The 25,406-nt window shown below is 61.5% G+C and carries 18 protein-coding genes; 11 read left to right on the top strand and 7 right to left on the bottom strand.

Annotated elements, in window-relative coordinates:
• The first annotated feature begins 46 nt into the window (after positions 1-46).
• From ABIE62_RS10770 to ABIE62_RS10750, 5 genes are all read left to right on the top strand, one after another.
• Entirely contained in the window at positions 47-796 is a 750-nt protein-coding gene (locus ABIE62_RS10770) for an alpha/beta fold hydrolase (RefSeq protein WP_354325932.1), read from the top strand.
• Between the two features lie 9 nt (positions 797-805).
• Positions 806-1,684, top strand: a complete 879-nt coding sequence (locus ABIE62_RS10765) for a tetratricopeptide repeat protein (protein ID WP_354325931.1) — start codon at positions 806-808, stop codon at positions 1,682-1,684.
• On the top strand, positions 1,681-2,676 hold the full coding sequence (locus tag ABIE62_RS10760; protein ID WP_354325929.1) for an LLM class flavin-dependent oxidoreductase: 996 nt from the start codon (positions 1,681-1,683) through the stop codon (positions 2,674-2,676). The genes ABIE62_RS10765 and ABIE62_RS10760 overlap by 4 nt, the downstream gene beginning before the upstream one ends.
• A gap of 127 nt (positions 2,677-2,803) precedes the next feature.
• Positions 2,804-7,528 (top strand): NAD-glutamate dehydrogenase, encoded by a 4,725-nt coding sequence (locus tag ABIE62_RS10755; protein ID WP_354326099.1) that lies wholly within the window; start codon positions 2,804-2,806, stop codon positions 7,526-7,528.
• A 99-nt stretch (positions 7,529-7,627) separates the two neighbouring features.
• Complete coding sequence (locus ABIE62_RS10750) at positions 7,628-8,875, top strand: NAD(P)/FAD-dependent oxidoreductase (RefSeq protein ID WP_354325927.1); 1,248 nt, start codon at positions 7,628-7,630, stop codon at positions 8,873-8,875.
• A 43-nt stretch (positions 8,876-8,918) separates the two neighbouring features.
• Here the strand turns inward: ABIE62_RS10750 and queG are convergent, their stop codons facing one another.
• Positions 8,919-10,025: a tRNA epoxyqueuosine(34) reductase QueG gene (gene queG, locus ABIE62_RS10745; RefSeq protein ID WP_354325926.1), complete on the bottom strand. Its 1,107-nt coding sequence runs from the start codon at positions 10,023-10,025 to the stop codon at positions 8,919-8,921.
• A gap of 46 nt (positions 10,026-10,071) precedes the next feature.
• On the opposite strand from queG, the gene ABIE62_RS10740 reads away from it, so the two are divergent.
• The 4 genes from ABIE62_RS10740 to msrB all read left to right on the top strand — a co-directional run bounded on the left by ABIE62_RS10740 (position 10,072) and on the right by msrB (position 14,404).
• On the top strand, positions 10,072-11,082 hold the full coding sequence (locus ABIE62_RS10740) for an ABC transporter ATP-binding protein (protein WP_354325924.1): 1,011 nt from the start codon (positions 10,072-10,074) through the stop codon (positions 11,080-11,082).
• A complete protein-coding gene (locus ABIE62_RS10735; RefSeq protein WP_354325922.1) occupies positions 11,079-12,362 on the top strand; it encodes an ABC transporter permease in 1,284 nt (427 codons plus the stop codon). The genes ABIE62_RS10740 and ABIE62_RS10735 overlap by 4 nt, the downstream gene beginning before the upstream one ends.
• A 103-nt stretch (positions 12,363-12,465) precedes the next feature.
• Positions 12,466-13,806, top strand: coding sequence for a cytochrome P450 (locus tag ABIE62_RS10730; RefSeq protein WP_354325920.1), 1,341 nt, complete (start codon positions 12,466-12,468; stop codon positions 13,804-13,806).
• Positions 13,807-13,906: 100 nt separating this feature from the next.
• Positions 13,907-14,404, top strand: a complete 498-nt coding sequence (gene msrB, locus ABIE62_RS10725; protein ID WP_354325918.1) for a peptide-methionine (R)-S-oxide reductase MsrB — start codon at positions 13,907-13,909, stop codon at positions 14,402-14,404.
• Positions 14,405-14,449: 45 nt separating this feature from the next.
• Here msrB and ABIE62_RS10720 read toward each other — a convergent pair whose 3' ends face one another.
• The 4 genes from ABIE62_RS10720 to ABIE62_RS10705 all read right to left on the bottom strand — a co-directional run bounded on the left by ABIE62_RS10720 (position 14,450) and on the right by ABIE62_RS10705 (position 19,679).
• Positions 14,450-15,091 carry a PilZ domain-containing protein gene (locus ABIE62_RS10720; protein WP_354325917.1) on the bottom strand — a complete coding sequence of 214 codons (642 nt, stop codon included), beginning with the start codon at positions 15,089-15,091 and terminating at the stop codon, positions 14,450-14,452.
• A gap of 786 nt (positions 15,092-15,877) precedes the next feature.
• On the bottom strand, positions 15,878-16,528 hold the full coding sequence (locus ABIE62_RS10715; protein WP_354325915.1) for a hypothetical protein: 651 nt from the start codon (positions 16,526-16,528) through the stop codon (positions 15,878-15,880).
• Positions 16,525-17,523, bottom strand: a complete 999-nt coding sequence (locus ABIE62_RS10710) for a type I restriction-modification enzyme R subunit C-terminal domain-containing protein (RefSeq protein WP_354325913.1) — start codon at positions 17,521-17,523, stop codon at positions 16,525-16,527. The genes ABIE62_RS10715 and ABIE62_RS10710 overlap by 4 nt, the downstream gene beginning before the upstream one ends.
• The gene (locus ABIE62_RS10705; protein ID WP_354325912.1) at positions 17,496-19,679 is read right to left on the bottom strand and encodes a type IV secretory system conjugative DNA transfer family protein; all 2,184 of its coding nucleotides are present in this window, start codon (positions 19,677-19,679) and stop codon (positions 17,496-17,498) included. Before ABIE62_RS10705 ends, ABIE62_RS10710 begins: the two co-directional genes overlap by 28 nt.
• Before the next feature lie 459 nt (positions 19,680-20,138).
• Here ABIE62_RS10705 and ABIE62_RS10700 point away from each other — a divergent pair, with 459 nt between their 5' ends.
• Positions 20,139-20,351 carry a hypothetical protein gene (locus ABIE62_RS10700; protein ID WP_354325911.1) on the top strand — a complete coding sequence of 71 codons (213 nt, stop codon included), beginning with the start codon at positions 20,139-20,141 and terminating at the stop codon, positions 20,349-20,351.
• A gap of 183 nt (positions 20,352-20,534) precedes the next feature.
• Here ABIE62_RS10700 and ABIE62_RS10695 read toward each other — a convergent pair whose 3' ends face one another.
• A complete protein-coding gene (locus tag ABIE62_RS10695) occupies positions 20,535-22,010 on the bottom strand; it encodes a Fic family protein (RefSeq protein WP_354325910.1) in 1,476 nt (491 codons plus the stop codon).
• A 546-nt stretch (positions 22,011-22,556) separates the two neighbouring features.
• Between ABIE62_RS10695 and ABIE62_RS10690 the strand changes: the two genes are divergently transcribed.
• Positions 22,557-23,249: a hypothetical protein gene (locus ABIE62_RS10690; protein ID WP_354325909.1), complete on the top strand. Its 693-nt coding sequence runs from the start codon at positions 22,557-22,559 to the stop codon at positions 23,247-23,249.
• 602 nt (positions 23,250-23,851) lie between these two features.
• Here ABIE62_RS10690 and ABIE62_RS10685 read toward each other — a convergent pair.
• Positions 23,852-25,024, bottom strand: a complete 1,173-nt coding sequence (locus ABIE62_RS10685) for a tyrosine-type recombinase/integrase (RefSeq protein WP_354325907.1) — start codon at positions 25,022-25,024, stop codon at positions 23,852-23,854.
• Positions 25,025-25,406: the final 382 nt, after the last annotated feature.

Here is a 25,406-nt window from a genome sequence, read left to right as displayed (position 1 = left end):
ATGACAATGGTTGCCTTTCCCCCGCTGCGCAAGGCATGGAGCGTGCATGAGCGCAATCATGCATCACACGCTATATGATGGCCGCCGGATTGCCTTTCGCCTGACGCAGGGAACCGGCCCGGCGCTGGTGTTCCTGCCCGGCTATATGTCCGACATGACAGGCAGCAAGGCGACCGCGCTGTTTGCTGAGGCTGAGGCGCAGGGGCGAAGCTGCCTGCTGATGGATTATTCGGGCTGCGGGCACAGCGCCGGGCCTGACATGGGCGGCGATTTTGCTGATGGCACATTGTCGCGCTGGCGCGACGAGGTGCTGGCGCTGATCGCAAGCTATGTCGCCGGGCCGGTAGTGCTGGCAGGATCGTCGATGGGCGGGTGGCTGATGCTGTTGGTGGCCGCGCGGCTGAAGGATCGCGTGGCCGGGATGATCGGGATCGCGCCTGCGCCCGATTTTACCCGCTGGGGCTATACCGAGGCGCAGCGTAGCGCCTTGGCGGCGGGCGAGACGATTTACGAACCCAATCCCTATGGCCCCGACCCTACCCCCACCCATGCGCGCTTTTTCGCTGATGCCGAATGCCATCTGCGGTTGGAGCGCGCGATCGACCTGGCCTGCCCGGTGCGGTTGATCCACGGCAAGGCCGATGCCGATGTGCCGTGGGAGATTTCCATGCGTTTGAAGGCGGCATTGCGTTCGGACGATGTACAGGTCACCCTGATAGAGGACGGTGACCACCGCCTGTCGCGCGAATGCGACATCGCCCTGATCAAGGCCATTGTGGCCCAGTTTTACGGATAGAACGCCCCAGTGCCCCTAACGTCCCTGTTTCTTGCCATGCTGCTTCAGGTTGGCCCCAATCCGATGGTCGGGGGAATGCCGACCGATGATCTGGTGCGCGACCGCCCGCCGCGCGATTCTGCCGTGAAGGGCGAATTGAACGCCAGCAGCGCATGGCACGCATCCTGTCTCGATCAACTCGCGGCTGACCCGGCGCGCGCGCACAGCATCGCGCAAATTCGCCGCAGCGAAACCACCGGGGTTGATCGGGTGCTGGCCAATCACTGCCTTGGCATCGCCGCGAGCGAGTTGGGATTGTGGGATGATGCTCGCGCCGCCTTTATCGCCGCGCGTGAAGAGACGCCGCCGGACGAAGTCCGCACCCGCGCGCGGTTTGCGGCGCTGGCGGGCAATGCCGCGCTGGCGGGCGGGGATGCGGCAGGCGCGCTTGATCTGCTGACGTTGGCGCAGACGGACGCACAGGCGGCGGGCGCAGCTGTGCTTGCAGCATTGGCCGCGATTGACAGTGCCCGCGCGCTGGTGACGCTGGGGCGCAGCGATGACGCACTGACCGCGCTGGAGGCCGCCACCACGCTGGCACCCGAACGCAGCGAGGGCTGGCTGCTCAAGGCCACCTTGCTGCGGCGGCTTGATCGGCTGGACGAAGCGCAAGCCGCGATTGAACGGGCAGCACTGCTCACTCCCGAAAATCCCGAAATCGGGCTGGAGGCCGGGGTAATCGCGGCGCTTTCCGGGCGGGACGATGCGGCGCGGCAAAGCTGGCAATCGGTGATCGATCTTGCGCCCCAAAGCCCGTTTGCCGCCACCGCGCAGGGCTATCTTGCGCAGCTTCCCCCTGAAGCAGACGCGGGGCCTGCCATGACAGTGGAACAGGGGCCGCAGTCATGACCCGGTTCTCCGTGCTCGATCTGGTGCCGGTGCGCGAAGGCGGCACTGTATCGCAAGCCTTCGCCGCCGCCACCGACCTCGCCCGCGCCGCCGAAGCGTTGGGGTGCGACAGGTTCTGGGTGGCCGAACATCACGCGATGGAAGGGATCGCGGGCGGCGCGACGTCGGTGGTGCTCGCCCATATCGGCAACGCCACCAACCGCATCCGCATCGGTTCGGGCGGGATCATGCTGCCCAATCACACCCCGTTCCAGATTGCCGAACAATTCGGCACCTTGGACGCGCTGTTTCCGGGGCGGATCGATCTGGGGCTGGGCCGCGCGCCGGGCGCCGGGCCGGAATTGCAGCGCGCTTTGCGCAAGAACCTGCATCAGGCGTCCGAATATTTTCCGCAGGACGTGGTTGAACTGCGCGCGCTGCTGACCGGTGATATCGACTTGCCGATCACCGCCACGCCGGGGCTGGGTGCCAAGGTTGAGCTGTGGATGCTGGGATCAAGCCTGTTCGGCGCGCAACTCGCCGCGAAACTGGGCCTGCCTTACGCGTTCGCGGCGCATTTCGCGCCCGATCATCTGGATGGGGCGCTGGCGCTGTACCGCCGCGATTTCCAGCCATCTGCCGCGCTCGATCGCCCGCATGTGATGGTGGCGATGAATGTGTTCGCCGCTGAAACCGAAGGCGAGGCGCGCCTGCTCGCCTCCAGCCAGCAGCAGAGCTTTGTGCGGCTGCGCAGCGGCAACCCCGGCAAGCTGCCCCCGCCGGTGGCCGATTTCACCAGCACTCTGCCCGCTCCCGCACAGGCGATGCTCGCGCATATCGGGCAGGCGGCGGCGGTTGGCACGCGCTCGCAGGTGCGCGACGGGATCGCCGCCTTCATCCAGCGCACTGGCGCGGACGAGATCATGCTGTGCGGCGCGACCTATGATCCGGACGCGCGCATCCGCTCGCTCGAATTGACGCTGGACGCCTGCAAAACCATGGCGGCGGTGTAAAACACGCAATCAACGCGCTTGCGCCGGATGGGGGTAAGCGCGTATCGCCAGCAACACGATTAAAACAATCCGGCACAATATAATTACAGGAAATTGATGCTGGATCGCAGGACGCCGGGAGCCAATGATGGGGCTGAAAACCACCACCGAAGCGACGCCCAAATCTAACGAGCGCGCGCTGATCAATGCCCTTAGCCTTCATTTGGGAGCCTCACAGCTGCCTGGCGACAGGCCCGTAGACAAGCCCGCGCTTGAGGCGGCGGCAGGGTATCTGCTGGCCGCCGCGCGCAATCGCGCGCCGGGGCAGCCGCTGGTGCAGATCGAATCCACCAGCGGCGAACGGCGCCATCTGCGGATCGCGATTATCAATGAAGACATGCCGTTTCTGGTCGATTCAGTAGCGGCGACGATCGCCGCGCAAAGCCTTGGTATCGATCTGTTGCTGCACCCGGTCATCGTGGTGGAACGCGATGCGGCAGGTGCGATCACCGCGTTGGGCAAGCCCGGCGAAAAACCCGTGTCCGGCAAGCGCGAATCGCTGATTTATTGCGAAACCCCGCGCGTCGATGCCCGCCAGCGGCGCGAGCTGCTCGAAGCCTTGCAGGCCACGCTTGGTGATGTGCACGCGGCGGTCAATGATTGGCCCGTGATGCAGGCCGCGATGGCGGCGGATCGCGAACAGGTTGACACTGTTGATGCCGAAGCGGGCGCGCTGCTCGACTGGCTCAATGGCGGGATGCTGACGCAGCTCGGCCACCTTACACGCCACCGCGATGGCAGTGAAACCGCCGTGCTTGGCATCTGCACCGGTTCGGCGCGGGAATTGCTGGCCGAAGTGTCGCTTGAGCGTGCCTTCGAATGGTTTGACCATCCCGATGCAGCGGGCAAGCCGCGGGCGCTGCTGGCGATCAAGTCCAACGTGCAATCACGCGTGCACCGCGCCAGCCCGCTGGATCTGTTCATTGTGCCGCAGCGCGAGCAGGGCAAAGTCACCGCGCTATCCATCCATGCGGGCCTGTGGACGAGCGCGGCGCTGGCTGCGCGACCGGGCGAAGTTCCGGTGCTGCGCGATGTGCTGGGCCGGTTGACTGCGACGCTCGGCTATGATCCGGCGGGGCATAATGGTAAAGCGTTGGTGCACGCCTTCACCTCGCTTCCCAATGATCTGCTGACCGCGTTCGATCCGGCCAAGGTGGTCAATCTGGTCACGGCCAAGATGGCGCTGCTTGACCGCCCACGCCCGCGACTGGTGATGGTGCGATCAAGCCTTGAACGCCACGTGTTTGCGTTTGTGTGGTTGCCGCGCGATCAGCTTTCCACCGATGTGCGTTTGCAGATTCAGGCGATGTTGCTGGCGACCCCCGGCGCGGCGCTGCTCGACTGGAGCCTTGAGGTTGAAAGCGGCTCGCTGGCGCTGCTGCGGTTTCTGATCGATGTGCGCGGATGCGATGATCTGCCCGATGACGTCGCGGTTGAGGCGTTGCTGGTGGATCTGCTGCGCGGCTGGAACGAGGCGGTGGCGACGCATCTGGCCACCCACGGAGAGGAAGGCCGCGCCGCTGCGCTGGCTGGTCGCTATGCCCCTGCGTTCCCCACGGGATACCGTCTGTCCTACGGTGCTGCAGAGGCTGCGCGCGACATTGCCAAGCTGCGCACGCTGGCCTTGGCCGAAACGGAAGCCAATCCCGCCGACCGCGCGGTGCGGCTCTACCGCCTGGGCGAGGATGGGCCGGACACGCTGCGGCTCAAGGTCTATGTTCTCAAAGGCGCGCTGGAATTGTCCGATGCGGTTCCCGCGCTGGAGAATTTCGGCTTCCGGGTCGCCGCCGAAGTGCCGACCTTCCTGACCGACCCGGCGTTGGGATCGATCCATGATTTCATCCTGACCGTGCCCGCCGGGCTTGAGGCAGGTGCGTTGCTCGAACGCTCTGGATTGATCGAAGATGCACTGGCCGATGTGCTGAACGGCCTGGCCGAAGATGATCCGTTCAACCGGCTGGTAGCGGCGACCGGGCTGGCCCCGCAGGCGGCAAACTGGATGCGTGCGGTTTATCGCTATCTGCGCCAGACCGGGGTGAGCTACACGATTTACACCGTGGTCGATGCGCTGGTCGGTGCGCCGCAGGTGACGCGCGCGATGGCGGCGCTGTTCACTGCGCGCCACGATCCGGCCTTTGCCGGTGGGCGCGGCGAAGCGATTGCCGCTGCGCAAACTGCATTCACGCGCGGGCTGGCGAAAGTCAGCGCGATCAACGATGACCGGCTGCTCAGGCTCTACCGTGCGGTGATTGATGCGGTGCTGCGCACCAATGCCTTTGCCCCGGTGGCGGGTGAGGCGTTGGCGTTCAAGATCGACAGCGCGCTTGTCCCCGGCCTGCCCAAGCCGCTGCCGTGGCGGGAGGTTTTCGTCTATTCGCGCCGGGTCGAAGGCATTCACCTGCGGTCTGGTGCGGTGGCGCGTGGGGGCCTGCGCTGGTCTGACCGGCGCGACGATTTCCGCACCGAAGTGCTCGGATTGATGAAGGCGCAGCGGGTCAAGAACGCGGTGATCGTGCCGACCGGGGCCAAGGGCGGGTTCTATCCCAAGCAACTCCCCTCGCCCGCGCTTGATCGCGAAGCCTGGGCCGCAGAGGGCCGCGCATCTTACGAAATTTTCATCCGCACGCTGTTGTCGATCACCGACAATATCGTCGGCGGCAAGGTTGTGCATCCGCAGGCGGTGCAGGTGCTTGACGGCGAAGACCCCTATTTCGTGGTCGCCGCGGACAAGGGCACTGCGACTTTCTCCGACATCGCCAACGGGATCGCGCAGGCCCGCAATTTCTGGCTCGACGATGCCTTCGCCAGCGGTGGTTCCAACGGATATGACCACAAGGCAATGGGCATCACCGCGCGCGGCGCGTGGGTTTCGGTGCAGCGCCACTTCCGCGAAATGGGGATCGACGTGCAGTCGGATTCCATCACCGTGGCGGGTTGCGGCGATATGTCGGGCGATGTGTTCGGCAACGGGATGCTGCTATCCAAGGCGATAAAACTGGTCGCCGCGTTTGATCACCGCCACATCTTTATCGACCCTGCGCCCGATCCGCTGGCCAGCTGGAAAGAGCGCAAACGCCTGTTTGAACTCCCCCGGTCAAGCTGGGAGGATTACAACGCCAGCCTGATTTCCAAGGGCGGCGGAGTGTTTTCGCGCGCTGCCAAGCAGATCAAACTGCCCAAACAGGCGCGCGAATTGCTTGGCATCCAGGCCAAAGAGATCGAACCCGAAGCGCTGATTACCGCGATTCTGCGCAGCCCCGTTGATCTGATGTGGTTCGGCGGGATCGGCACCTATGTCAAAGCTCCGCAGGAAAGCCACATTCAGGTTGGCGATCCGGCCAATGATGGCTTGCGCGTCGACGCCACCGAGGTGCGCGCGCGGGTGATCGGCGAAGGCGCCAATCTTGGTATCACGCAGGCCGGACGCATCGCCTTTTCGCTGGCAGGTGGGCGGATCAACACCGATTTCATCGACAATTCCGCCGGGGTCGATTGTTCGGATAACGAGGTCAACATCAAGATCGCGCTCGCCGCAGCGACCGCGTCGGGCAAGCTGACCGCGAAAAAGCGCAACACGCTGCTCGCCGCGATGACCGATGAAGTTGCCGCCATTGTGCTTGAAGACAACCGCCTGCAGGCGCTGGCGCTGTCGGTCGCGGAAAGCCGCGGGCCGGAGGCCATCCCCGCCTATATCCGCCTGATTGAGCGGCTGGGCGAAGTCAGCGATTTCGACCGCCGCACCGAAGGGTTGGCCGATGGCGAAGCCTTGTCGCGCCGCGCCGCTGACGGGCGTGGGTTGACGCGGCCTGAACTGGCGGTGTTGCTATCTTCGGCCAAACTGGCCTTGCAGGCCGCGATCGAAGCGAGCGCACTGGCCGATGATCCGGTGCTGGAACCGCTGCTGATCGCACGCTTTCCTTCGGCCATGCGCAAGACCTATGCCGCCGAAATCCGCGGCCACCGGCTGCGGCGCGAGATGATCGCGACCAGCCTTGCCAATCGCATGGTCAACCGGCTGGGCATGGTGCACCCGTTTGAGCTCGCCGAAGAAGAAGGCGTTGGCCTCGCCGAAGTTGCGGGCGCTTTTGTGGTGGCGGAACGGCTGTTCGCGCTGGAACCGCTATGGCGCGAACTGGACGAGGCGGCGATCCCCGAAGCTGCGCGCCTTGCGCTGTTTGATCGGCTGGCAGCGGCGGTCGGCAATCTGATGTCCGATGTGTTGCGAACGGCGGCGGGCAAGGCTTCCGCTGGCGCGATGATTGGCGAATTGTCGCAGGGCGTCACATTGCTGACTGCGGCGCGTGAGGAATTGCTCAGCGCCGAACCACGCGCGCGTTCGCTGGAACTGCGGCAGGGGTTTGTCGCCGCCGGTGCGCCCGATTCGCTGGCGGCGCGGGTTGCCAACCTGTTTGACTTCGATGGCGCGGTGGGCCTTGCGCGGTTGGCGCTGGATAGCGAAATCGATGCAAAGCTACTGACCCATGCCTTTGCCGGAATCGGCACGCGGCTGGGGCTGGACTGGGCGCAGGGGGTGGCAGCGCATATGTCACCGTCTGACGTGTGGGAACGGTTGCTGGTATCGGGCCTGGCGCGCGATTTCCAGCAAATGCGGATCGAATTCCTGCGGCGGCTGATGCGGCGCAAGGGCGGCAAGGATGACCCGCTCGGCGCGGTTACCGAATGGGCGACGTATAATGCCGCATCGGTCGCGCAGTTCCGCAACATGATCGCCCGCGCGCAGGCCCGCCCGCCGGTGGGCGCAGCAATGCTGGCGCAGATCGCCAGTCAGGCGCGCAATCTGCTGGAGAGATAGGCGGCACGTCTCGCCTCTATCCCGTTTCTGGCAGCTTGACCCTTCGGCAATTTGCGGCAAGTCAAAGGCCGCAGACAGCCGGAAGGGCATAGGCACGCTATGACAGCATCTACTATCGACCACGCTGACGTCGTGATCGTCGGCACGGGCCATGGCGGCGCGCAGGCGGCGATTGCCTTGCGCCACCACGGCTTTGACGGGTCGATCCTGATGATCGGGCGCGATCACGCGCCGCCTTACGAACGCCCGCCGCTATCAAAGGAATACCTTGCCGGGGACAAGGGGTTTGAACGGATCATGATCCGCCCCGAAAAGTTCTGGGCGGACAAGGAAATTGCGCTCAGGCTGGGCGCGGCGGTGACGGGTATTGATGCGCGCGCGCGCCGCCTTACCCTGTCGGACGGCGGCAGCGTCACCTATCGCAAACTGATCTGGTCGGGCGGGGGCGATCCGCGCCGCCTGCCGGTGCCGGGTGCAGTGCTACCCGGCGTGTTCTATGTGCGCGACAAGGGTGATGCCGATGCGATGATGGCCGCGCTGGCGGGCGGGGCAAAGCGGGCCGTCGTGATCGGCGGCGGTTACATCGGGCTGGAAGCGGCCGCTGTGCTGCGCAAGCTGGGCTGCGAGGTCACGCTGGTGGAAATGCTCCCCCGCCTGCTGGCGCGGGTGGCAGGCGCGGAGATGTCTGACTTCTACGCCGCAGAACATCGCCGTCAGGGCGTTGACGTGCGCTTGGGCGAAGGCGTGCGTGCGGTTCTGGGTGAGGATGCAGGCCGAGTAACCGGGGTGATGCTGGACAGCGGCGAAGAAATCGCCTGCGACATGGTGGTGGCCGGCATCGGCATTGTGCCCGCCGTCGCGCCGCTGATTGCTGCGGGCGCTGCCGGGTCTAACGGGGTCGATGTCGATTTCTGCTGCCGCACCACTCTGGATGACATTTACGCCATCGGAGACTGCGCCGCCCATGCCAATCCCTTTGCCGATGGCGCGGTGATCCGATTGGAATCAGTGCAGAACGCGCATGACATGGCAAACACCGTGGCACGCGCGATCATGGGCGAAAAAGAACCCTATCACGCGCTGCCGTGGTTCTGGTCGAACCAGTATGATCTGAAATTGCAGACCGCCGGATTAAGCCTTGGCTTCGATCAGACCGTGCTGCGCGGCGATCCTGAAACCCGCAAGTTCACGGTGGTGTATCTGCGCGATGGCAAGCCGATTGCGTTCGATTGTGTGAACACGATGAAGGATTACGTGCAGGGCCGCAAACTGCTCGAAAGCGGGGTCGGCAAGGTCGATCCGGCGCTGCTCGCCGACCCTGAAATGCCGCTCAAGGATTTGCTCTAATACCAGCGCGCTAAGATGCTGACGCATCACGCGCTGGAGATGCTCAAGCGCCGCACGGGCTTATACCAAAGTTCGATGAGTCAGGCTCATCGAACTTTGGTATAAGCTGGCGCAAAGCCCATCCGGCGGCCTCGGCCACCACCGGGTCAGGGTCTTCGGTTAGCGCCTGCACCTGCGGGATCAGTGCATCATTGCCGCTATTCCCCGCCGCATAGAGGCAATTGCGCACAAACCGATCCCGCCCGATGCGCTTGATCGGGGAGCCGGAAAACAGCGCGCGAAACCCCGCATCGTCCAGCGCCAGCAATTCACCCAGACGCGGCGCAACCAGTTCGGCGCGGGGGAGGAATTCGCGCAATCCTTGTGCCTGATGGGCAAACTTGTTCCACGGGCAGACGGCGAGGCAATCATCGCAGCCATAGATGCGGTTGCCCAAACCTGCGCGCAGCCCCTCGGCCACCGGGCCCTTGTGTTCGATGGTGAGGTAGGAAATGCAGCGCCGCGCATCGAGTCTGTAGGGCGCGGGAAAGGCATTGGTGGGGCAGGCATCCAGACAGGCGCGGCACGATCCGCATTGGTCGCGGTGTGGCTGCGCAAGGGGCAATTCCAGCGTCGTGTAGATCGCGCCGAGAAACAGCCAGCTACCATGTTCGGGGCTGACCAGATTGGTGTGCTTGCCCTGCCAGCCGATTCCTGCCGCCTCACCCAGCGGTTTTTCCATCACCGGGGCGGTATCGACGAAAACTTTCACCTCAGACCCCGGTTCGGCTGCCACCAGCCACCGCGCGAGCGCCTTTAGCCGCTTCTTGACCACATCGTGATAGTCCTTGCCCTGCGCATAGACCGAAATCCGCGCATGGTGGGACGACCCCTCCAGCGCCAGCGGATCATGCGCGGGGGCATAGCTCATGCCCAGGGCAATCACACTGCGCGCGGCGAGCCACAGCCCTTGGGGGGAGCGGCGATGGTCAAGCCGCGCTGCCATCCATTCCATGCTGCCATGGCGGCCTTCGCCCAGCCACGTCTCCAGCCGCGCAGAGCGCAGCGGGTCTTCGCCCGCGCTGGCAAACCCGCAGGTCGCAAACCCCAATGCTGCCGCCTGCGCGGCAATCTGCGCCGCCAGATCAGGTATTGCCGGGGGGTTAACCATATTTCGAGAGGCTCCCGTTTAATCCTGCCGCCTAACCGCGTAAGGCATGGACATGGCGGTAAGCGAACATCATCGGGCGGGCAATCACACAGCAGGCGGGACTGCGGCGACAATCGACGCCCGCCTTCTCGCGATCGAAGCGCGCGGGCTGGTCAAAAGCTTTGACGGCACCCGCGCGGTTGACGGGGTGGATATTTCTGTCCCCGAAGGCGCGATATACGGCATCCTTGGCCCTAATGGCGCGGGCAAGACCACGACCTTACGAATGTTGCTCGGCATTATCGACCCCGACGAAGGCGTGCGCCGCGTGTTCGGGCATGATCGCCCGCACGATATCGGCCGGTTGATCGGCTATCTGCCCGAAGAACGCGGGCTGTATCCGGCGATGAAAGCGATTGAGGCGATTGCGTTTATGGGTGCGTTGCGCGGATTGCCACTGAAAGAAGGCCGCGCGCGCGGAGCTGAGTTGCTCGAACGTCACGGCCTTGGCCACGCGGCTGACCGGCAGATCAGGCAGCTGTCCAAAGGCATGGCGCAAACCGTGCAATTGCTCGGCACGCTGGTGCACCGCCCGCGGCTGGTGGTGCTGGATGAACCCTTTTCAGGCCTCGACGCGATCAATCAGGGCAAGCTAGAGGTGATGATCCGCGCGCTGGCAGAAGATGGCGTGACGGTGATCTTTTCCACCCATGTGATTCACCATGCCGAACGGCTGTGCGAAGGCGTTGCGATCATCGCCGGGGGCAAGGTGCCCTATGCCGGCAGTGTCGAGGCCGCGCGCGACCGGATCCCGGCGCAGGTGCGGCTGGAAACCCGCGCGCGTGAAGGCGCATGGCTGGCCGCGCTGCCCAAGGATGCCAGGCGCAACGGTGATTTCTTCCAGTTCCCGCTCCCCGAAACCGGGATCGAACCTTTGCTGCGGCAATTGATCGAAGGCGAGGCAGGGATTCTGTCGCTGTCAATCGAACGGGCGGGCCTGCACGATGCCTTCGTCGCCATCGCGGGTGAGGCCGCCGCTCGCCAGCTCGAAGCCGATTCGGCGGAGGTGCAGGCATGACCGAAGGTTCCGCCCCGATCCGCCCACGCCTCAGCGCGCTTGAAGCAGCGTGGGTGATCGCCCGGCGCGATTTCGTGGCGGTGTTGTTCAGCCGTGCCTTCCTGTTCTTCCTGCTTGGCCCGCTGTTTCCGGTGATCGTCGGCGGGCTGGCGGGCAGCATCGGCGGGCAGGTGCAGCGCGGTGCGGTGAGCATCGAGGTTGGCCTCGCCATGTCGGCGGCCGATAATGCCGCGATGATCGCCGCGCGCGAACGGATCGCCCCGCAATTGGGCGGTGCACTGCCAGCCTTGCGCGAAGTGCCCCAGGCGGCGGGCGACCCCGCGTTTGACGCACGCGCCTTCATGGAGGCGCGCCGGGGCAATTACGCTGCGATCATGACCGGCACGCCAGTCGCGCCCGTGCTGACCGGCACCGAAGGCCAGATCGCCCGTTGGCAAGGCCCGGTCGGCCTGATCGCCGCGGATGCGCTGTCGGTTGAACCAGCCAGCTTCCCCGACATCGCCGCGCAGGTGGTAACCACCAGCGCCGCATCGGAACGATCAACCCGGATCCAGACCGCGCAGATCGCGCAGATGCTGCTGTTCCTGCTGACGATGCTGCTGGCGGGGATGGTGTTGTCCAACCTCGTCGAGGAAAAGGCCAACAAGATCATCGAAATCCTCGCCGCGGCGATCCCGATGGATGCGGTGTTCACGGGCAAGCTGTTTGCGATGCTGGGCGTGTCGTTTGTCGGCATTGCGGTATGGGGCGGGGCGGCATGGGGGCTGTGGGCGCTGGGCGGCGATGGCATCACGCAGGCCACCGGATTTGACCTTGCCCGCCTGCCCGCGCCTGCGGTCGGCTGGCCGTTGTTTATCGCGTTGGGGGTGGTCTATTTTGCGATGGCCTATCTGCTGCTTGGCGCATTGTTCCTGACCATCGGCGCGATGGCGAACACCGTGCGCGAAGTCCAGACGCTGTCGATGCCGGTCACGATGATGCAATTGATGGTGTTCTTCCTCGCCGCCTACACCATCAACCATCCCGGTTCGGGCATGGAGATGGCGGCGATTGCCTTCCCGCTGTCATCGCCCTTCGCGATGCTGGCGCGCGCGGCGATGGAGCCTGCCTTGTGGACTCACGCGCTGGCGCTGGCGTGGCAGGCGCTGGCCGTGCTGGCGCTGGTCAAGGGCGGATCACTGTTGTTCCGCAAGCGGGTGATGAAATCGGGCGGAGCCGGACGGGTGAAAAAGGCATGGTTCACACGGCGCGCGAAAGGCACGCTTGAACCCGCCGAATAAGTCCTGAAACGCAACGCACTATTGACAAGCCTGTCAGTTACGGCAGGATGCGGTTCATACGAGAGCAGCCGCAAACCCATCGGCTGCCCGGCGGGAGAGAATAATGGCCACCATCGCCCCACCCCAGCGCCCGCAAGTGCGCCGCGAACCGACCTCATACGAGGCGCTGAAAGCACATTTCGCCGCCCATCCCGAAGAACGCCCGCAGCACCCGCACAAGTGGGATGTCAGCCGCTCGGACATCTATTTCAATGACACCTGGCAGCCGATCTTTGCCGAAATGCGCGCCGCCGGACCGCTGCATTACATCCCCGAAAGCCCGTTCGGCCCCTATTGGGCAGTGGTCGGCCACAAGGCGATTCAACATATTGAAGCCCTGCCCGAAACTTTCTCATCCAGCTGGGAATATGGCGGCATCACTATCCTTGAACGGCTGAGCGAGGAAGAGGCTGCGGCGGCCAATATTTCGACTCGCGAACTGCCGATGTTCATTGCGATGGATCGCCCGCAGCACACCGGCCAGCGCCGCACCGTCGCGCCCAAATTCACCCCCACCGCGATCACCGACATGGAAGCGGAAATCCGCGCCCGCACCGGTGAACTGCTCGATTCGCTGCCGCGCGGGGAGGTGTTTGACTGGGTCGATACCGTCTCGATCGAACTGACCACCGGGATGCTCGCCATCCTGTTCGGCTTCCCGTGGGAAGACCGCCGGTTGCTCACCTTCTGGTCGGACTGGTCGGGCGATACCGAACTCGCCACCGTGCGCGAGCTGGACGAACTGCGCTGGAGCGTGTTGCAGGAAATGGCGGCCTATTTCCAGTCGCTGTGGATCGAACGCACGATGGACAAGGAACCGGGCAATGATCTCATCTCGATGATGCTCCATTCCGAAGCGATGAACCAGATGCGGCCCGAAGAATTCATGGGCAATCTGGTGCTGCTGATCGTCGGCGGCAATGACACCACCCGCAACACCATGAGCGGCATCATCCACGCGCTCGACAAGTTTCCCGATCAGCGCAAATTGTTCGAAGAACAGCCCGAACTGATCCCCAACGCGGTGCAGGAATGCCTGCGTTACCAGACCCCGCTCGCCCATATGCGCCGCACCTGCACCGAAGACACCGAACTGTTCGGGCAGACCATCAAAAAGGGCGAAAAGGTGGTGCTGTGGTATCTATCGGCCAATCGCGACGAAGAGGTGTTCGATAATCCGGACAAGCTCGATATCACGCGCGAAAATGCCCGGCGGCATCTTGCGTTCGGTTACGGCATCCACCGCTGCGTTGGTGCGCGGCTGGCGGAATTGCAGCTGAAGGTGCTGCTCGAAGAAATGCACAAGCGCCGGATGCGGGTGCACGTCGCGGGCGATGTTGAGCGCGTGCGCGCCAATTTCGTCCACGGCTTCCGCAAGCTGGAGGTGGAAATCACCACCTTCTGATTCGGCCAGAGAATGCAAAGCGCACAGGCGTGAAACCATCGCGGCGATTCGCGCGTAACATCAGGGTGAGTTGCCGCCCCCGATGACGAAGGATCGCCCGATGCGCCTGCCCCTGCTTCACCGCCGCACTGTGATCGCCGCTGCCGGGATCGGTGCTGCGCTGCCGTTTCTGGCGTCCTGCGGCGCGGCACCGGCGGAGGCCAAGAGCTTTCCCAAGGCCAAAAGCGAAGCCGAATGGCGCCGGGTTCTGACGAAAGATCAGTTCCATGTGCTGCGCCAGGGCGGGACGGAACGCGCCTTTACCTCGCCCCTCGATAAGGAAAAGCGCGCGGGCACATTCGTGTGCGCGGGTTGCGGCAACGCGCTTTATGCCTCGGCGCATAAATACGACAGCCGCACCGGCTGGCCGAGTTTCTGGCGGGCCATAGACAAGGGGGCGGTTGGCACCAGCACCGATTACAAGATCGGCTTTCCCCGCACCGAAGTGCACTGCGCCGATTGCGGTGGGCATCTGGGGCATATTTTCGGAGATGGGCCGAAACCCACGGGCAAACGCCACTGCATCAACGGGGTGGCGCTGACATTCGTTCCCGCCTGACGCATCACGCGCTGGGAATGCTCAAGCGCGGCACGGGCCTGCGAATTATTCTCTTAACAGCGCCGGGGCCTGCAACCGCGCTGCAAGACGCGCGAAATCGCCAAGCGCGAAGGTGTCGTCGAACACCACGCCATAGTGCGAATCGCGCCGCCACCGCACCTTGGCGCGCACTTCGCGCATTTCGCCGTTCACGGTCGGCACCTCGATTCGCACGCTCTGATCAATCGCCAGCAAACCGTCGCAGGCAATTCGTGCGCCCTGCTGCGACAGGTTTTCGACCACGCCCTCCAACCGCTGAGAAAGCGAGGCGATCGTCACCGGGAAGCACAGGCCCAGTCGCAAGCCGCGCTTGGGATATTCGCCGGATTCGCTGATCAACTGTTGCACGGCGACTGTGTTCACAAAGGTGAAGCCCGCTTCGTTGCCGCGCTCCCAGACCTGGGTGAGCTCATAGGTCGCGCCCCCAGCCAGGTGCAGCGCGAAATTCTTGCAGCCGGGCAGCGTATGGAACAGCCGAACGCTCACCCCGGTTTCGGACACGTCGCGGATAACGCACACGAATTCGCCCTGAGCAGAGATCAGTTTGGCCGCGCGGATCAGCAAGGTAAAGCGCGGTGCGGCGCGCATTTCCTCACCCGTGATGGGCGGTTGCTGATCCAGCTTTGCTGTATTCGCAGCCTTGTCCATGCCGTGTTGTCCCAACCCGCCACGCACCCTGCTGGGCCGCTGACGGGACGCGGTTGCCCCATGATTCTTTGCGAGAATTAGGGGTAAGGCGTTAAGGCGGAGCTAATCGCGGTTAGGGGTGGTGCGTCGCTTGCGCTTGGGAGTAATCCGGCCAACCTTTTCGCCGGAAAGGGTTGAAGCGCGGATTACTGGTGCGGGTGACTGGACTCGAACCAGCACGATCAAAGATCAGGGGATTTTAAGTCTGATAGGGGCTAGGTTAAGCCATTGAATTGAATGGACCATTTAGCCGATGATGTGATTTTGTGCTAAAGCTTGTGCTAAACGGGCTAACAACTCAAGATTACAATTCCACGATCTCGAGTCCCTGTCCACCAAAAATCCGATGCGTCTGAAGTTTGATTTTCCGCCGTTTGCAAAGGGTGCGGCGGCGGGTGCACGGCGGCAGCCGTGGGGAGGGTTAGGTTCGGTTCCATTGTTCTGCTCCATTGGGCTTGGGTTTCAGGTCGCGCTCTGAAACCCTGCCTCGTGGCGAACAGCGGAGAGAGAGGGGGCAAGGTCTGGTGCCGGTGGGTGGTGCGGGCGCAGCCGAAGGCGAGCCACGGCCACCAAAGCATGGCCTTGCAGGGAGAGAGAGGCAGAGCCATCTTTCCCTCGAAGAACAGAAATAGTTCGGCCCATAAGGCCGTCAGCTATTCAAGCGTCAGGGATCGTCACCCGAATTGGCGGAAACCGCGAGGCGGGTTTCGTCGCGCCAGCGATAGAGCACGGCCCGAAGGGGGATGCTCAAATTATTGTATAAGGTTGATGCCCAATTATCTTACCATTGCTGGCCTTGTCGAGCTCATCGGAGATTGAGAGGCTTCTCGGAGATTTTGTATCGACGCCTTTCAAGCCATCGTTGTTCGCTGCGAGGATAATCATGTAAGTGGATCGATCTGGAAAGACAGCTTTTAGAGCGTCTCGTAAATCAACGATGCCTACAGTGGCCTGCTCGTAGTCAGCTTTTGTCGAAAGCTCGTTGCACCTTACTCTGCCACCATCACGCGTGATGTGCGTAAGCAAATCGCTCAATAGGGTATTGAGCTTGCTCTCAGAGGCGGCGTTCGGGTCAATAAGTACGTGGGCGTGGATGTGCCTTACATCCTTACTAATTGCTTCCAGTAGGCGAAATTCTATGTTTGGGATTAGAAGTTTTTGGCTATCAGGATATGCAGTTATATATGCATTTCGTACAAGGAAGTAGCTGTCGAATGAAAAATAGTCTGTGATGCCGAAACCGTGGACGTCAGATTTTTCGAGAGTGTCTACATATCTTTTAAGGCCCGCTTCGTCGGGGGATCCAAAACCACTGGACAGTTTGGTGCCTGGTGCATGAAGATGCAAATCCCACCTGCGCCATATTGATCCAGAGAAGTTTTTATTTGGGTTCCTCACGCAGCCGCCCTCCCGCTAACGTCATTGAGAACTTGCACGATCCGCCGCACGTCGGCTTGCGGGAAGACGCCGCTGACACCCTGATCGTCGAAGTCGGTAAACGGACTTTCGTAAAGACGTCGTGGATCCATTGCACCGCGCTCGGTCAGGTAGTCGATGATCAGGTTGATGAACTCAATCTGGTTCGCATTGAGGTTCTGTCCTGCGAGAACCTCTGCAAAGGCATCCTTTGCCGCATCACGATCAAGGCCAATCAGCGAACGGACAAACAATCCTAGTCCGCCTTCGCTCGTTATAACTGCTAGGTCCGCGTCGCTCGCCTCTGTTTCTTCGCGTAAGATCCGCTCCAGCTCTAACAAATCCTGCGGGGTGAGCTGTTCGTTGCGGCGCAACTTCTGAACGGTTATGTGATCGAGGTGCTGCTTCAGGAAATGGCGCACTTTCATCTGGAAGCGCGCCTTATCGGTTCCCACGCTAACGTCGGGAAGGTCGATTTTCGATCCTGCACCGATCTCGTCTTCGAAGTCTGTATAGACGATGTGGCGTTCGTCACTTTCGATCAGCTTTATCAAGCCGCGCAGGCGGCGACGCATCTGTTCCAGCGACCACGCGTCAATGTCCTGCCAGTATTCATCAGTCTGCAACTCAAGGATCAAAGCCATCTCGGCAGCGACCATTGGCACGTTGCCAAGCGTTTCCAGCTTGGCGGCAAGCGCGGTCACTTTCTCCCTGCAACGGCTGAACGCTGCCTCGTTGCGCAGCAAGGCAAGCTGGCCGGACAGGACGATATAATCGAACTGCTTGGCTGCGGTGTCATTGTCTTCCAGCGCCGAGGGCAGCCCCGCAACATCGGCAATCAACGCCTCGCGGTCGTCGCCTGAAAGGGTTTGCCATGCTGCGGGCTGCTGGAAATGTTCGACCGACTTTCGCTTGGCACGGACAAGGAAGTTGTCGAGGCTCATGCCGTTCACTTCGTCGAGCAGGCGTGCGCGCACATCGCGGTTGAGGTAGCCAAGGGTGCTTGCGTCAGCACGCCCAGCTTGTCCTCGGACAAAAGCGCATTGCGCTTGTCGTCCAGCGAATAGCCATCGGCCTGCATGTCGTAGACCCCTTTCCCTAGCTGCATGACTTCTTCCGGCATCAGGAGGGGACGAGCCATTTCGCCCATCGTGGTGCTGCCTCCGCCCCCGCTCCCGGTCGTCTGGCTAAAGCTTTCGACCGTTGTCGTGCCCAAGGCCGAGCTGACGTATTGGGCCGTCTTGAGGTCTTGGACGTTACAAAACCACTTCCAGCCGCAGTTGCTCAGGATGGTGTCGGCTTCCTCGCCATAGAACTTCCTAAGCCGTCCGAGATCCTGAATGACTATCGTAAGGTCGAGCCCGTATCCGCGCATGAAGGTGAGGTCTTCTACGATCTGGTCGACACGGCCCAGCACGAGAAACTCGTCGAGCAGGAACATACCCCGACGCCCTTTCGAGGCGGGAGAGTGGCGCCTGAACGTGCTGGTGACGGATGCCAACAGGAGCCGGACCCAAACCGACTGTGTCTTAAGCTGCTCGGTAGGGATGACGAGGAATACCGTCGTGTCCGCACGGGTCAGATCGGCAATGTCAAAAGTGGAGTGGTCTGTCGCCGCTACCAACAGGTCGTCGACCAGGAACTGGAGCGCCTCCGTCAAATTGAAGATGATGCCGGTGTAGGTTTCGTTGGCAAGGTGCGGGAGCTGGCCGATAGATTTGCGCATCGCGCCCTTGAATGAAGAACTGGCAATCATTTGCGGCAGCAGCGTGGTGCGCAAGTCGCCACCTGTTTCACCGCCGCTGACAAGATCGGCGACACGGCCCAAGGTTTTGCTCTCGCCGGGTTGGTCTGTCACCCACAGCAGAATCGAGGCCAATAGCCCTGCGGCATAGTTCTGCCAGATGGGGTTCTTATCATCGGGCCTGATACAGATTGCGATGGCGATGGCCCGCGCCGTGGCGACGACGTTTGGGTCGTTGCGGTCCAGTGCATCGAGTGGATTGAGGGTAGCAGGACTGAAACCGTAGCTCTTGAACAGGTCGGCCAGTTCTCCCCACGGGTTCAGGATATGCACCTTGTGGCCCATTTCGTCGCGGCGATAGCGGGCCGTTATCGCCGCGTTTTCGCCCTTGGGGTCAAAGACGATAAGCGATGGCTTGTAGAGCATGAGCGTGGGCACGATGACGCGCGTGCCTTTGCCTGAGCCTGATGGCGCTACAATCAACGTATGCGCTTCTTGGGTGGTTAGGATCGGGCGGCCCACCACGGCGCGCGCGTCACCAAGCCGGTGGCTGAACCCGAGGAATACTCCGTGATGGAGGCTTCTTGGGTCATCCGGCATCCCGAACTGCATTGATGCGAATTGCGCGCTGCCGTGCCGCGTAGATGGACCCGAACCGGCCCTGTTCCTGATCATCCGAAACAGGATGTTTCCAACGATCAATGCACCCGCCAAGAACAAGGCAGAGACGATGATGGATGGCAGGGAGCTAGGGGCCGAGGGCACTGTTGGCTGGCTTGCTGCCGGAGCCGGACTCCGTGTCCCTCTGGAATCGGTCACGTCGATAAAGCGCGCGCGCTGGCTCTCGGGCAGATAGAGATTTGCTGCTTCCGTGGCGGCCTCAGGGCCGTATCGGTAGTCACTCGAAATCTGAAAGAACTCTCGGCGTCTGCAAGGCCCGCGCTCAGGACAAGTGTCCTCAAAGCGGGGAGTCTGGCGGTCTCTGGTGTCGAGATAGTGGGTCAGATAGGCGACGCGTCGTGCCTGAACGTCAAGCGGCATTCGGGCGTCGTAGATGGTGTCCGCAAAATCTGGCAGCGCGGCATTGAACATCAACAGGTGTCCTGCCTGTCGAGCGGCGATCACAAGGTCGCTCTCCCCCCGGCTTCGTGCGGCAATATCGGCCTTTATCTTCATGGGGTCCGGCCATGACCGCAGCCAGCCGGTGCTGGTGCCCGCTTGGAGGATGCGGCGGCCATACCTTTCGGCTTCTTGGCGGATACCGGGATCGGCAGCGGCCAGTCGCTGCCGGGCAAAATTCAGCGTCGAAGCCGCGAAATTGTCCGGTACATCGGCGCGCCTTCGCTCGCGTTCGATGTAACCGATCTGAGCAGCGTCCTTCCCGAGCACCAGAGCAGTGGCCTCCCGCTGGGGTACATCTGGCGGCGTGAAGGTCGCACCCGCCGGAACGGCAAGCGCAATTGCAAGCGCAGCGACAAAGGCCAGCAGAGAACGAATAGACCCTCCTGCTTCACGGAAGGGACTGGCCAGGAAGTCGCCACTGTCAGCGCATTCGTGCTGCCCCCAAGCGAGTCTTTACCGGCAACGGTTGATTTTGTCAGCGGGTAGTCTTCGTTTGCCCGGTCGGACCTCAATCAGGCGCGATGGGGACTACAGATTTCTCCCCAAGCAACCGCGAGTCCAGCGGCCCTTCTTATGAGCATCCTCGCATCGGTTCGTCTTCCTGCCGCAAGCCTGTCGGCTTCTCCACTGCGTTTCGCCCAAGGTGCGGCCTAACGAACGCGCTGCTCCCTGTCTGCGCATGAAGGTTCCGCGATGGTCGCGGCCCAAGCCACAGGGAGAAAATCCATGTCTCAGTTTATCGCCCCAGCTGATCTCAGCCACCTCAGCGAACAGGAACTGCGCACCCTCTACGCCCGGATCATGCAAGACCTTGCCCGTATGGGCCAGACGGCTGAAAGCTGCCCTCATATTGGTGCTACCTTGCGCAACATCGAAGCTGCAATCCTGCGCCTCAAGCAGCGCAGCGTTTTTCGCCCGCCCGCAGGGCCGAAGTTCTGACGGCTCTCAAGGTCGGCGGCGTTGCCGCCGGTCGCGTCAGGGATCGTCACCCGGATGGGCCGAAACCCCGCCCGTTAAGGGCTTGCGCGGTGCGCGGGGGTTTGGTGGCCGTGAGGCCATAGAGCCCGACCCGAACCGCCGAAGCCTTGGCGACGGTGAGAGGGGGACGCCCAACAGGCTGATCTATTTTCTATTGTACTTGAGCTTAGCGTCTTCGCCTTCCGCAAAGGCATTGGTATCCTCCAGCATGGCACGGGCACCCTCGAAGGTGCTCCAGTCAATCATGCCTGTGTAGTTCTGTGCGATATCGAGCATACGGATGAGCGGCGTGGTGAGGCCGTTCTTGGAAAAGGCCTTGAGCGCGCCGAGGTAATCGGTGCGGTAGGCCGTGGGGATGATGATGCGTTCCTGCCCTGCCGCTACCAGTTCGGCGTTCATCATGATCCGGGCGGTGCGCCCGTTGCCGTCTGCGAAAGGATGCACTTCGCTGACGATGATCATCATGAACACCGCGCGCTGGAAGGGTTCTTCCAAGGCACGATAGAACTCGAAGCCACGCTCTAGTGTCCCGTTCACAAGCTCGGGTGTGACAAAAACGGTATTGCCCGCCTGGTTGACCTTGGTCTTATAACCACCGGGGTTCTTGTCTGGCCGCGCTTGCATGATCGTGGCGTGACGACGGCGCAGGAGCGCTTCAAATTCCTCGCTGCTCGTTGGCAGGGTGCTCATGTCCTGCGCATCGGAAACGATGCGGAACGTGCCGAGCACGTCATGGGCATCCTCTGGCCGTTCCGTGGGGATCGCGCCTTCAAAGACGATTTCGCGCGCCTCCCCGACGCTGAACTCGGTGCCCTCAATGAAATTCGAGAAGTAGGCCTCGAAGAAGGCCAGATTGGTGGCGGCTTCGCCTGCCGCTGCCGACGCGATGCGCGGGGTGGGAATAGCTTCACGCAGCGCCCCAAACAGCGTCTCAAACAGCGCAACCCGGTCGGGATCATAGGGATGTCCTGCGGCCCGTGCTTTGCCGACGGCGCTTTCGGTCTTGGCTTCCCGCGTGCCGAGGAAGGCACCGATCAAGTCGTTCAGTGCTTCGCATTCAGCCTCAAGCTCAAGGTTTGGCGCAATAGCGCGCGCGTCATCGCGCAGCTTGTTGAGGGCACCTTCACCCTGACCGCGCAAAAGCGCATCAAGGCGCTGTTCCAGTTCTTCGCGCGTCAGTGTGCGCGGCACACGTCCACCGCGCGCGCGCGACGATTTCATGTTTTCAAGATAGGCGCGCGGCGTTGATGCGAGCCGTGCGCCACCGATAAAGGGCTTATCGGTGTCGATCGCACCCTTGCCCTGACGGGGACGCAGGGTCAGGCCGGGAAGCTGTGTCTCGGTCGTCTTGGTGGAGACAAGAAAGACCGAGCCATCCTCGGCGGGCTTGTTTTCAAGCGCGGTGCGATCTGTGATCAGCGCGTCGGGGTAATAGCTGGTGATCAGGTGATACCAGTTGCGACGTACCAGTCGTTCCGGATCTTCGGTCAGATTGCGGGTGTAGAGGCGCGAGCCGATCTTGCGCAGCTCGCCTCGCTCGACAGCCTCATACACGGCCTTGGATATGGCCGTGTTTGAAACGAAGACTTCTGGGTAGGTGGCGGCGGAAAATTCGGACATTAAGGGTGCCTTTCTCCCTCATCATACCGAATTTTCTTACCTTAAGGAAGCCGGGTTCCGAAAAATACCACGTTAAGATCGCCGAGGGCGAAGCGGAATCTCGGATAAGCATTCATCTAACAGGCTCAAATCCGAATTTTATCAAGATAAGAGCGCAAAAATCCGAAAAACTGAAGCTTATCCAAAAGGCGACGGTGCTGGGTGGATATGGGTCTCGCGGCGATTGTAGCAGCTATACCGAATCTGGCAGATTGTTCCTCTAATGTTCTCATGGGAGGCCAGATGCATTTTTTGAAGGGCACAGACCCCGGCGACCGAGAAAGGGGCCACCGTCATTCGGCGGTCTTGACGGTGCGGAGCTGGCTGACAGGCCGGTCGCATCTGCCACGCGATCTGGTGGCAGCTCTTAACAGCTTGATCCCGGAGCTCGCGCGAGATGGGAAGGCCGACAGCGCACCTCATGAGGACGACACCTGAAATCTTCTGTTGGTCACGGGGGCAAAGACGTGCTAGATTTCATGAAGTTTGAATAACTTATGGCGTGTCATGTATGCACAAAAAGGCAATGCTTTATTTCTGATATTGATCGCAGTCGCACTCTTTGCGGCGCTGTCCTATGCCATCACCACTTCAAGTCGGGGTGGCTCAAACTCTAACCGCGAAAACATCCTCATTAGCGCAGCAGAGATCACGCAATATGCGGGCGCGCTTCAATCCGCAATTACACGAATGCGGTTGGTAAATGGCTGTGCTGACACTACCATTAGCTTCTGGACAGATACAAATGGAGATGGCGCAGCAACTGCTGCCGATACCTATTACAACCCAACTGCGCCGACAGATTTTAGCTGTCATGTTTTTCATCCTGTAGGCGGAGGCGTAGCTCCACAGAGTGCTCCGGCCTTAGCCAGATTGAGCGACGACTTTTCTTACAATGGCGGGCACCCAGTGATTGATGTACCGACACCCACCCCGCCTAATACGGCAGAGCTACTTTTGGCGCTCCGCGACATAAATCGAGATGTTTGCTTAGAAATAAACAAAGCTGTAGGAGTCCCACTTTCTGCTGGCGATGCTCCACAGGAACCCGACCCCGACTTCTTTACCCAGAAATTTATCGGAGTGTATGTTACAGGTAATCATATTACGTCCGCTAATATGAGAGGAAGACGAGAAGGTTGCTTCAAAAATCCTAGCGGAATGTATTTCTACTTTGCGGTACTGATTGAGCGCGCTTGATCAGGCGTATAGTCGTCAGTCAAGATCACACACGACCAATCTAGGGGCGTAAGCGATGGCCGTCTCCCGTTCGGAAGACCGAAGGGCCAACGGCCCGCCTGTTCAGGCGCGCCTTCGCGAATAAGAAGCCAGGTCGCCGGTTCCGGCTTGACTGGCAGACGATCCGCCGTTCGGCGGACTGATCGGAAACGAAGGTGGTGCGGGCGGCCGGACTTGAACCGGCACGGGCAAAGCCCGACGGATTTTCTTACCAGCTACGACTTTCGTCGCCGCCCCAAAGGACGTTTGTGGTCTGGACTATCCCTTCACCCTGCCCCGAAGATCGGGGGTTAGGCGCTGCCCGTCTAGTCTCTACACCTTCCCTCTTGCGAGGGCTTGGCTCGGGATTGCCATTTGAAAGGTTTCCCCGAATTTGAGCAGTTCTGCACTGGGGGTTTCCCCCCAGGCACTCATTTCCTTAGCTTAAGTCCGTTGCGTCTACCGATTCCGCCACGCCCGCAAAGCCACATCTTAGTCTAGGCGGAACGTGGCGGGCTGCCAAGGACGGAAGAGGAAAGCTGCTTCCATAATCTTAGGGGCGTCCGTCGCGGAGGCTCCTGTCCTCATTTTTTCGGTCGCCGGGTGTTGATGGCCCCGGCGTCGATCATGTCCTTGATGTGAGAGGCGTAGTATTTCTCGATCATTTCGACGCTGGTGCGGCAGTTTTTGGCCACCTGATAGATGTCGGCCCCTTCCATGAGCCGGAAGCTGATGTAGGTATGGCGAAGGCTGTAAGTCGTGCGGGCGTTGCCCTCACGGTCCTTCTTCATATCGAGTTCGTCGAGGATAGTGTTGAACAGCTCGCGCTGGATAGTCGGGAAAAGCAAATCGGTCGCCTTTCGACCATGCCGCTTCACGACGCGCTGGAACGGTAACACCGCGCCGGGCATCGTCTTGCAATAGCCGACGCCGCGCTTGCCGCGCACGGCGATATGAAGAATCTTTTGCTTATCTGGGCCGTCGATTGCGATCTCCACGTCGCGCACCTCGATGCGCCGGGCTTCGTCTGGGCGAAGCCCGCTGTTCACCATGAACAGGATGTAGTCGTGGAGATCTTCGCAAGCCGACCGCCACCGCTCCTTCTTAGGGTTCTTCGCCCGGTCGCCGGTCGCCTTATAGAGCTGCTTATACTCCTCCGGCGAAAACCATGCGCGGTGGCTGATTTTCCCTGACGCCTTGTAGGGTGCAGATATGTTGGGGAGGTAAGCCAGCCAACCGTGCCGCTCGGCTGTCTTGAGGACGTGCCGTAGCGTGATGATTTCTTGATGCAGGGTGTTTCGCGCCGGTCGCTGGGGTGTCTTCTTATCCCTTGCGACTCCGGTCTTCATCCGGTGGGCACGATACTCCTGCACGAGTCCGGGGGTGATTTCCTCCACCATCTTGTCCCCAAAGAAGGGGATCAGATGGACTCTGAGTCGGATGCCATGACTCTTGATATATTGGGCGTTTCGCTCGCCTTCCATGATCGCACCGTATTCGGCGAGGAAATGGTCGGCGGCTTTCGTGAAGGGTGTGCCTTCCCTGATTTCGCCTTGGCGGTATTTGCCAAGGAGGCCGAGATACCAGTCCCGCGCAACGTCCTTGGCGCGGGCAAGACTCTCTTCCTTGGTCGTCGTTCGCTTCTGTCGTCCTGCGATCGTGCAGGAGCATTGCCAATGCGGACTGCCAGCCCGGATATAGAGTTGGACTTTGCCATCGAGCATCTTGTGGCGAGCGGTAATATCAGCGGTCGTCATGGTGGGCACCATATATGAGCGTTTTGTGCTAGCAATGTGCTAGGCGCTCATCCTTCTATTGTGCCTCTATCTAACTGATTTTGCTACATATATTTTGTAAGTCGTTGGATATTATGTGCTTTTAAGTCCCCGGCGTCTACCATTCCGCCACACCCGCAAGATGCGCGACGGCTCATGGCACATCTTGCCTGCGCAATGCCAGAGCCTGCCGGCGCGTGGCTGCGCGGTGGCGGGTAATTTGAACAATGGGATGCACAGTTGCGGTGTGCGGGGGGGCCCAGTTTTTCGGGGAAAAAATGGGCCCCCCCCCCCCCGTTACCCCGTGCGGGGCGCGCCGAAGCGTAGTTAATACCCGCCCCGCCTTTATGTGCGGCCCGTGACA

Origin of the sequence: Porphyrobacter sp. MBR-155, from assembly GCF_040547625.1 — a bacterium.
Classification (GTDB): domain Bacteria; phylum Pseudomonadota; class Alphaproteobacteria; order Sphingomonadales; family Sphingomonadaceae; genus Erythrobacter.
Note: the sequence above shows the minus strand (reverse complement) of the source record. Positions and strands in the feature narration are given on the sequence as shown.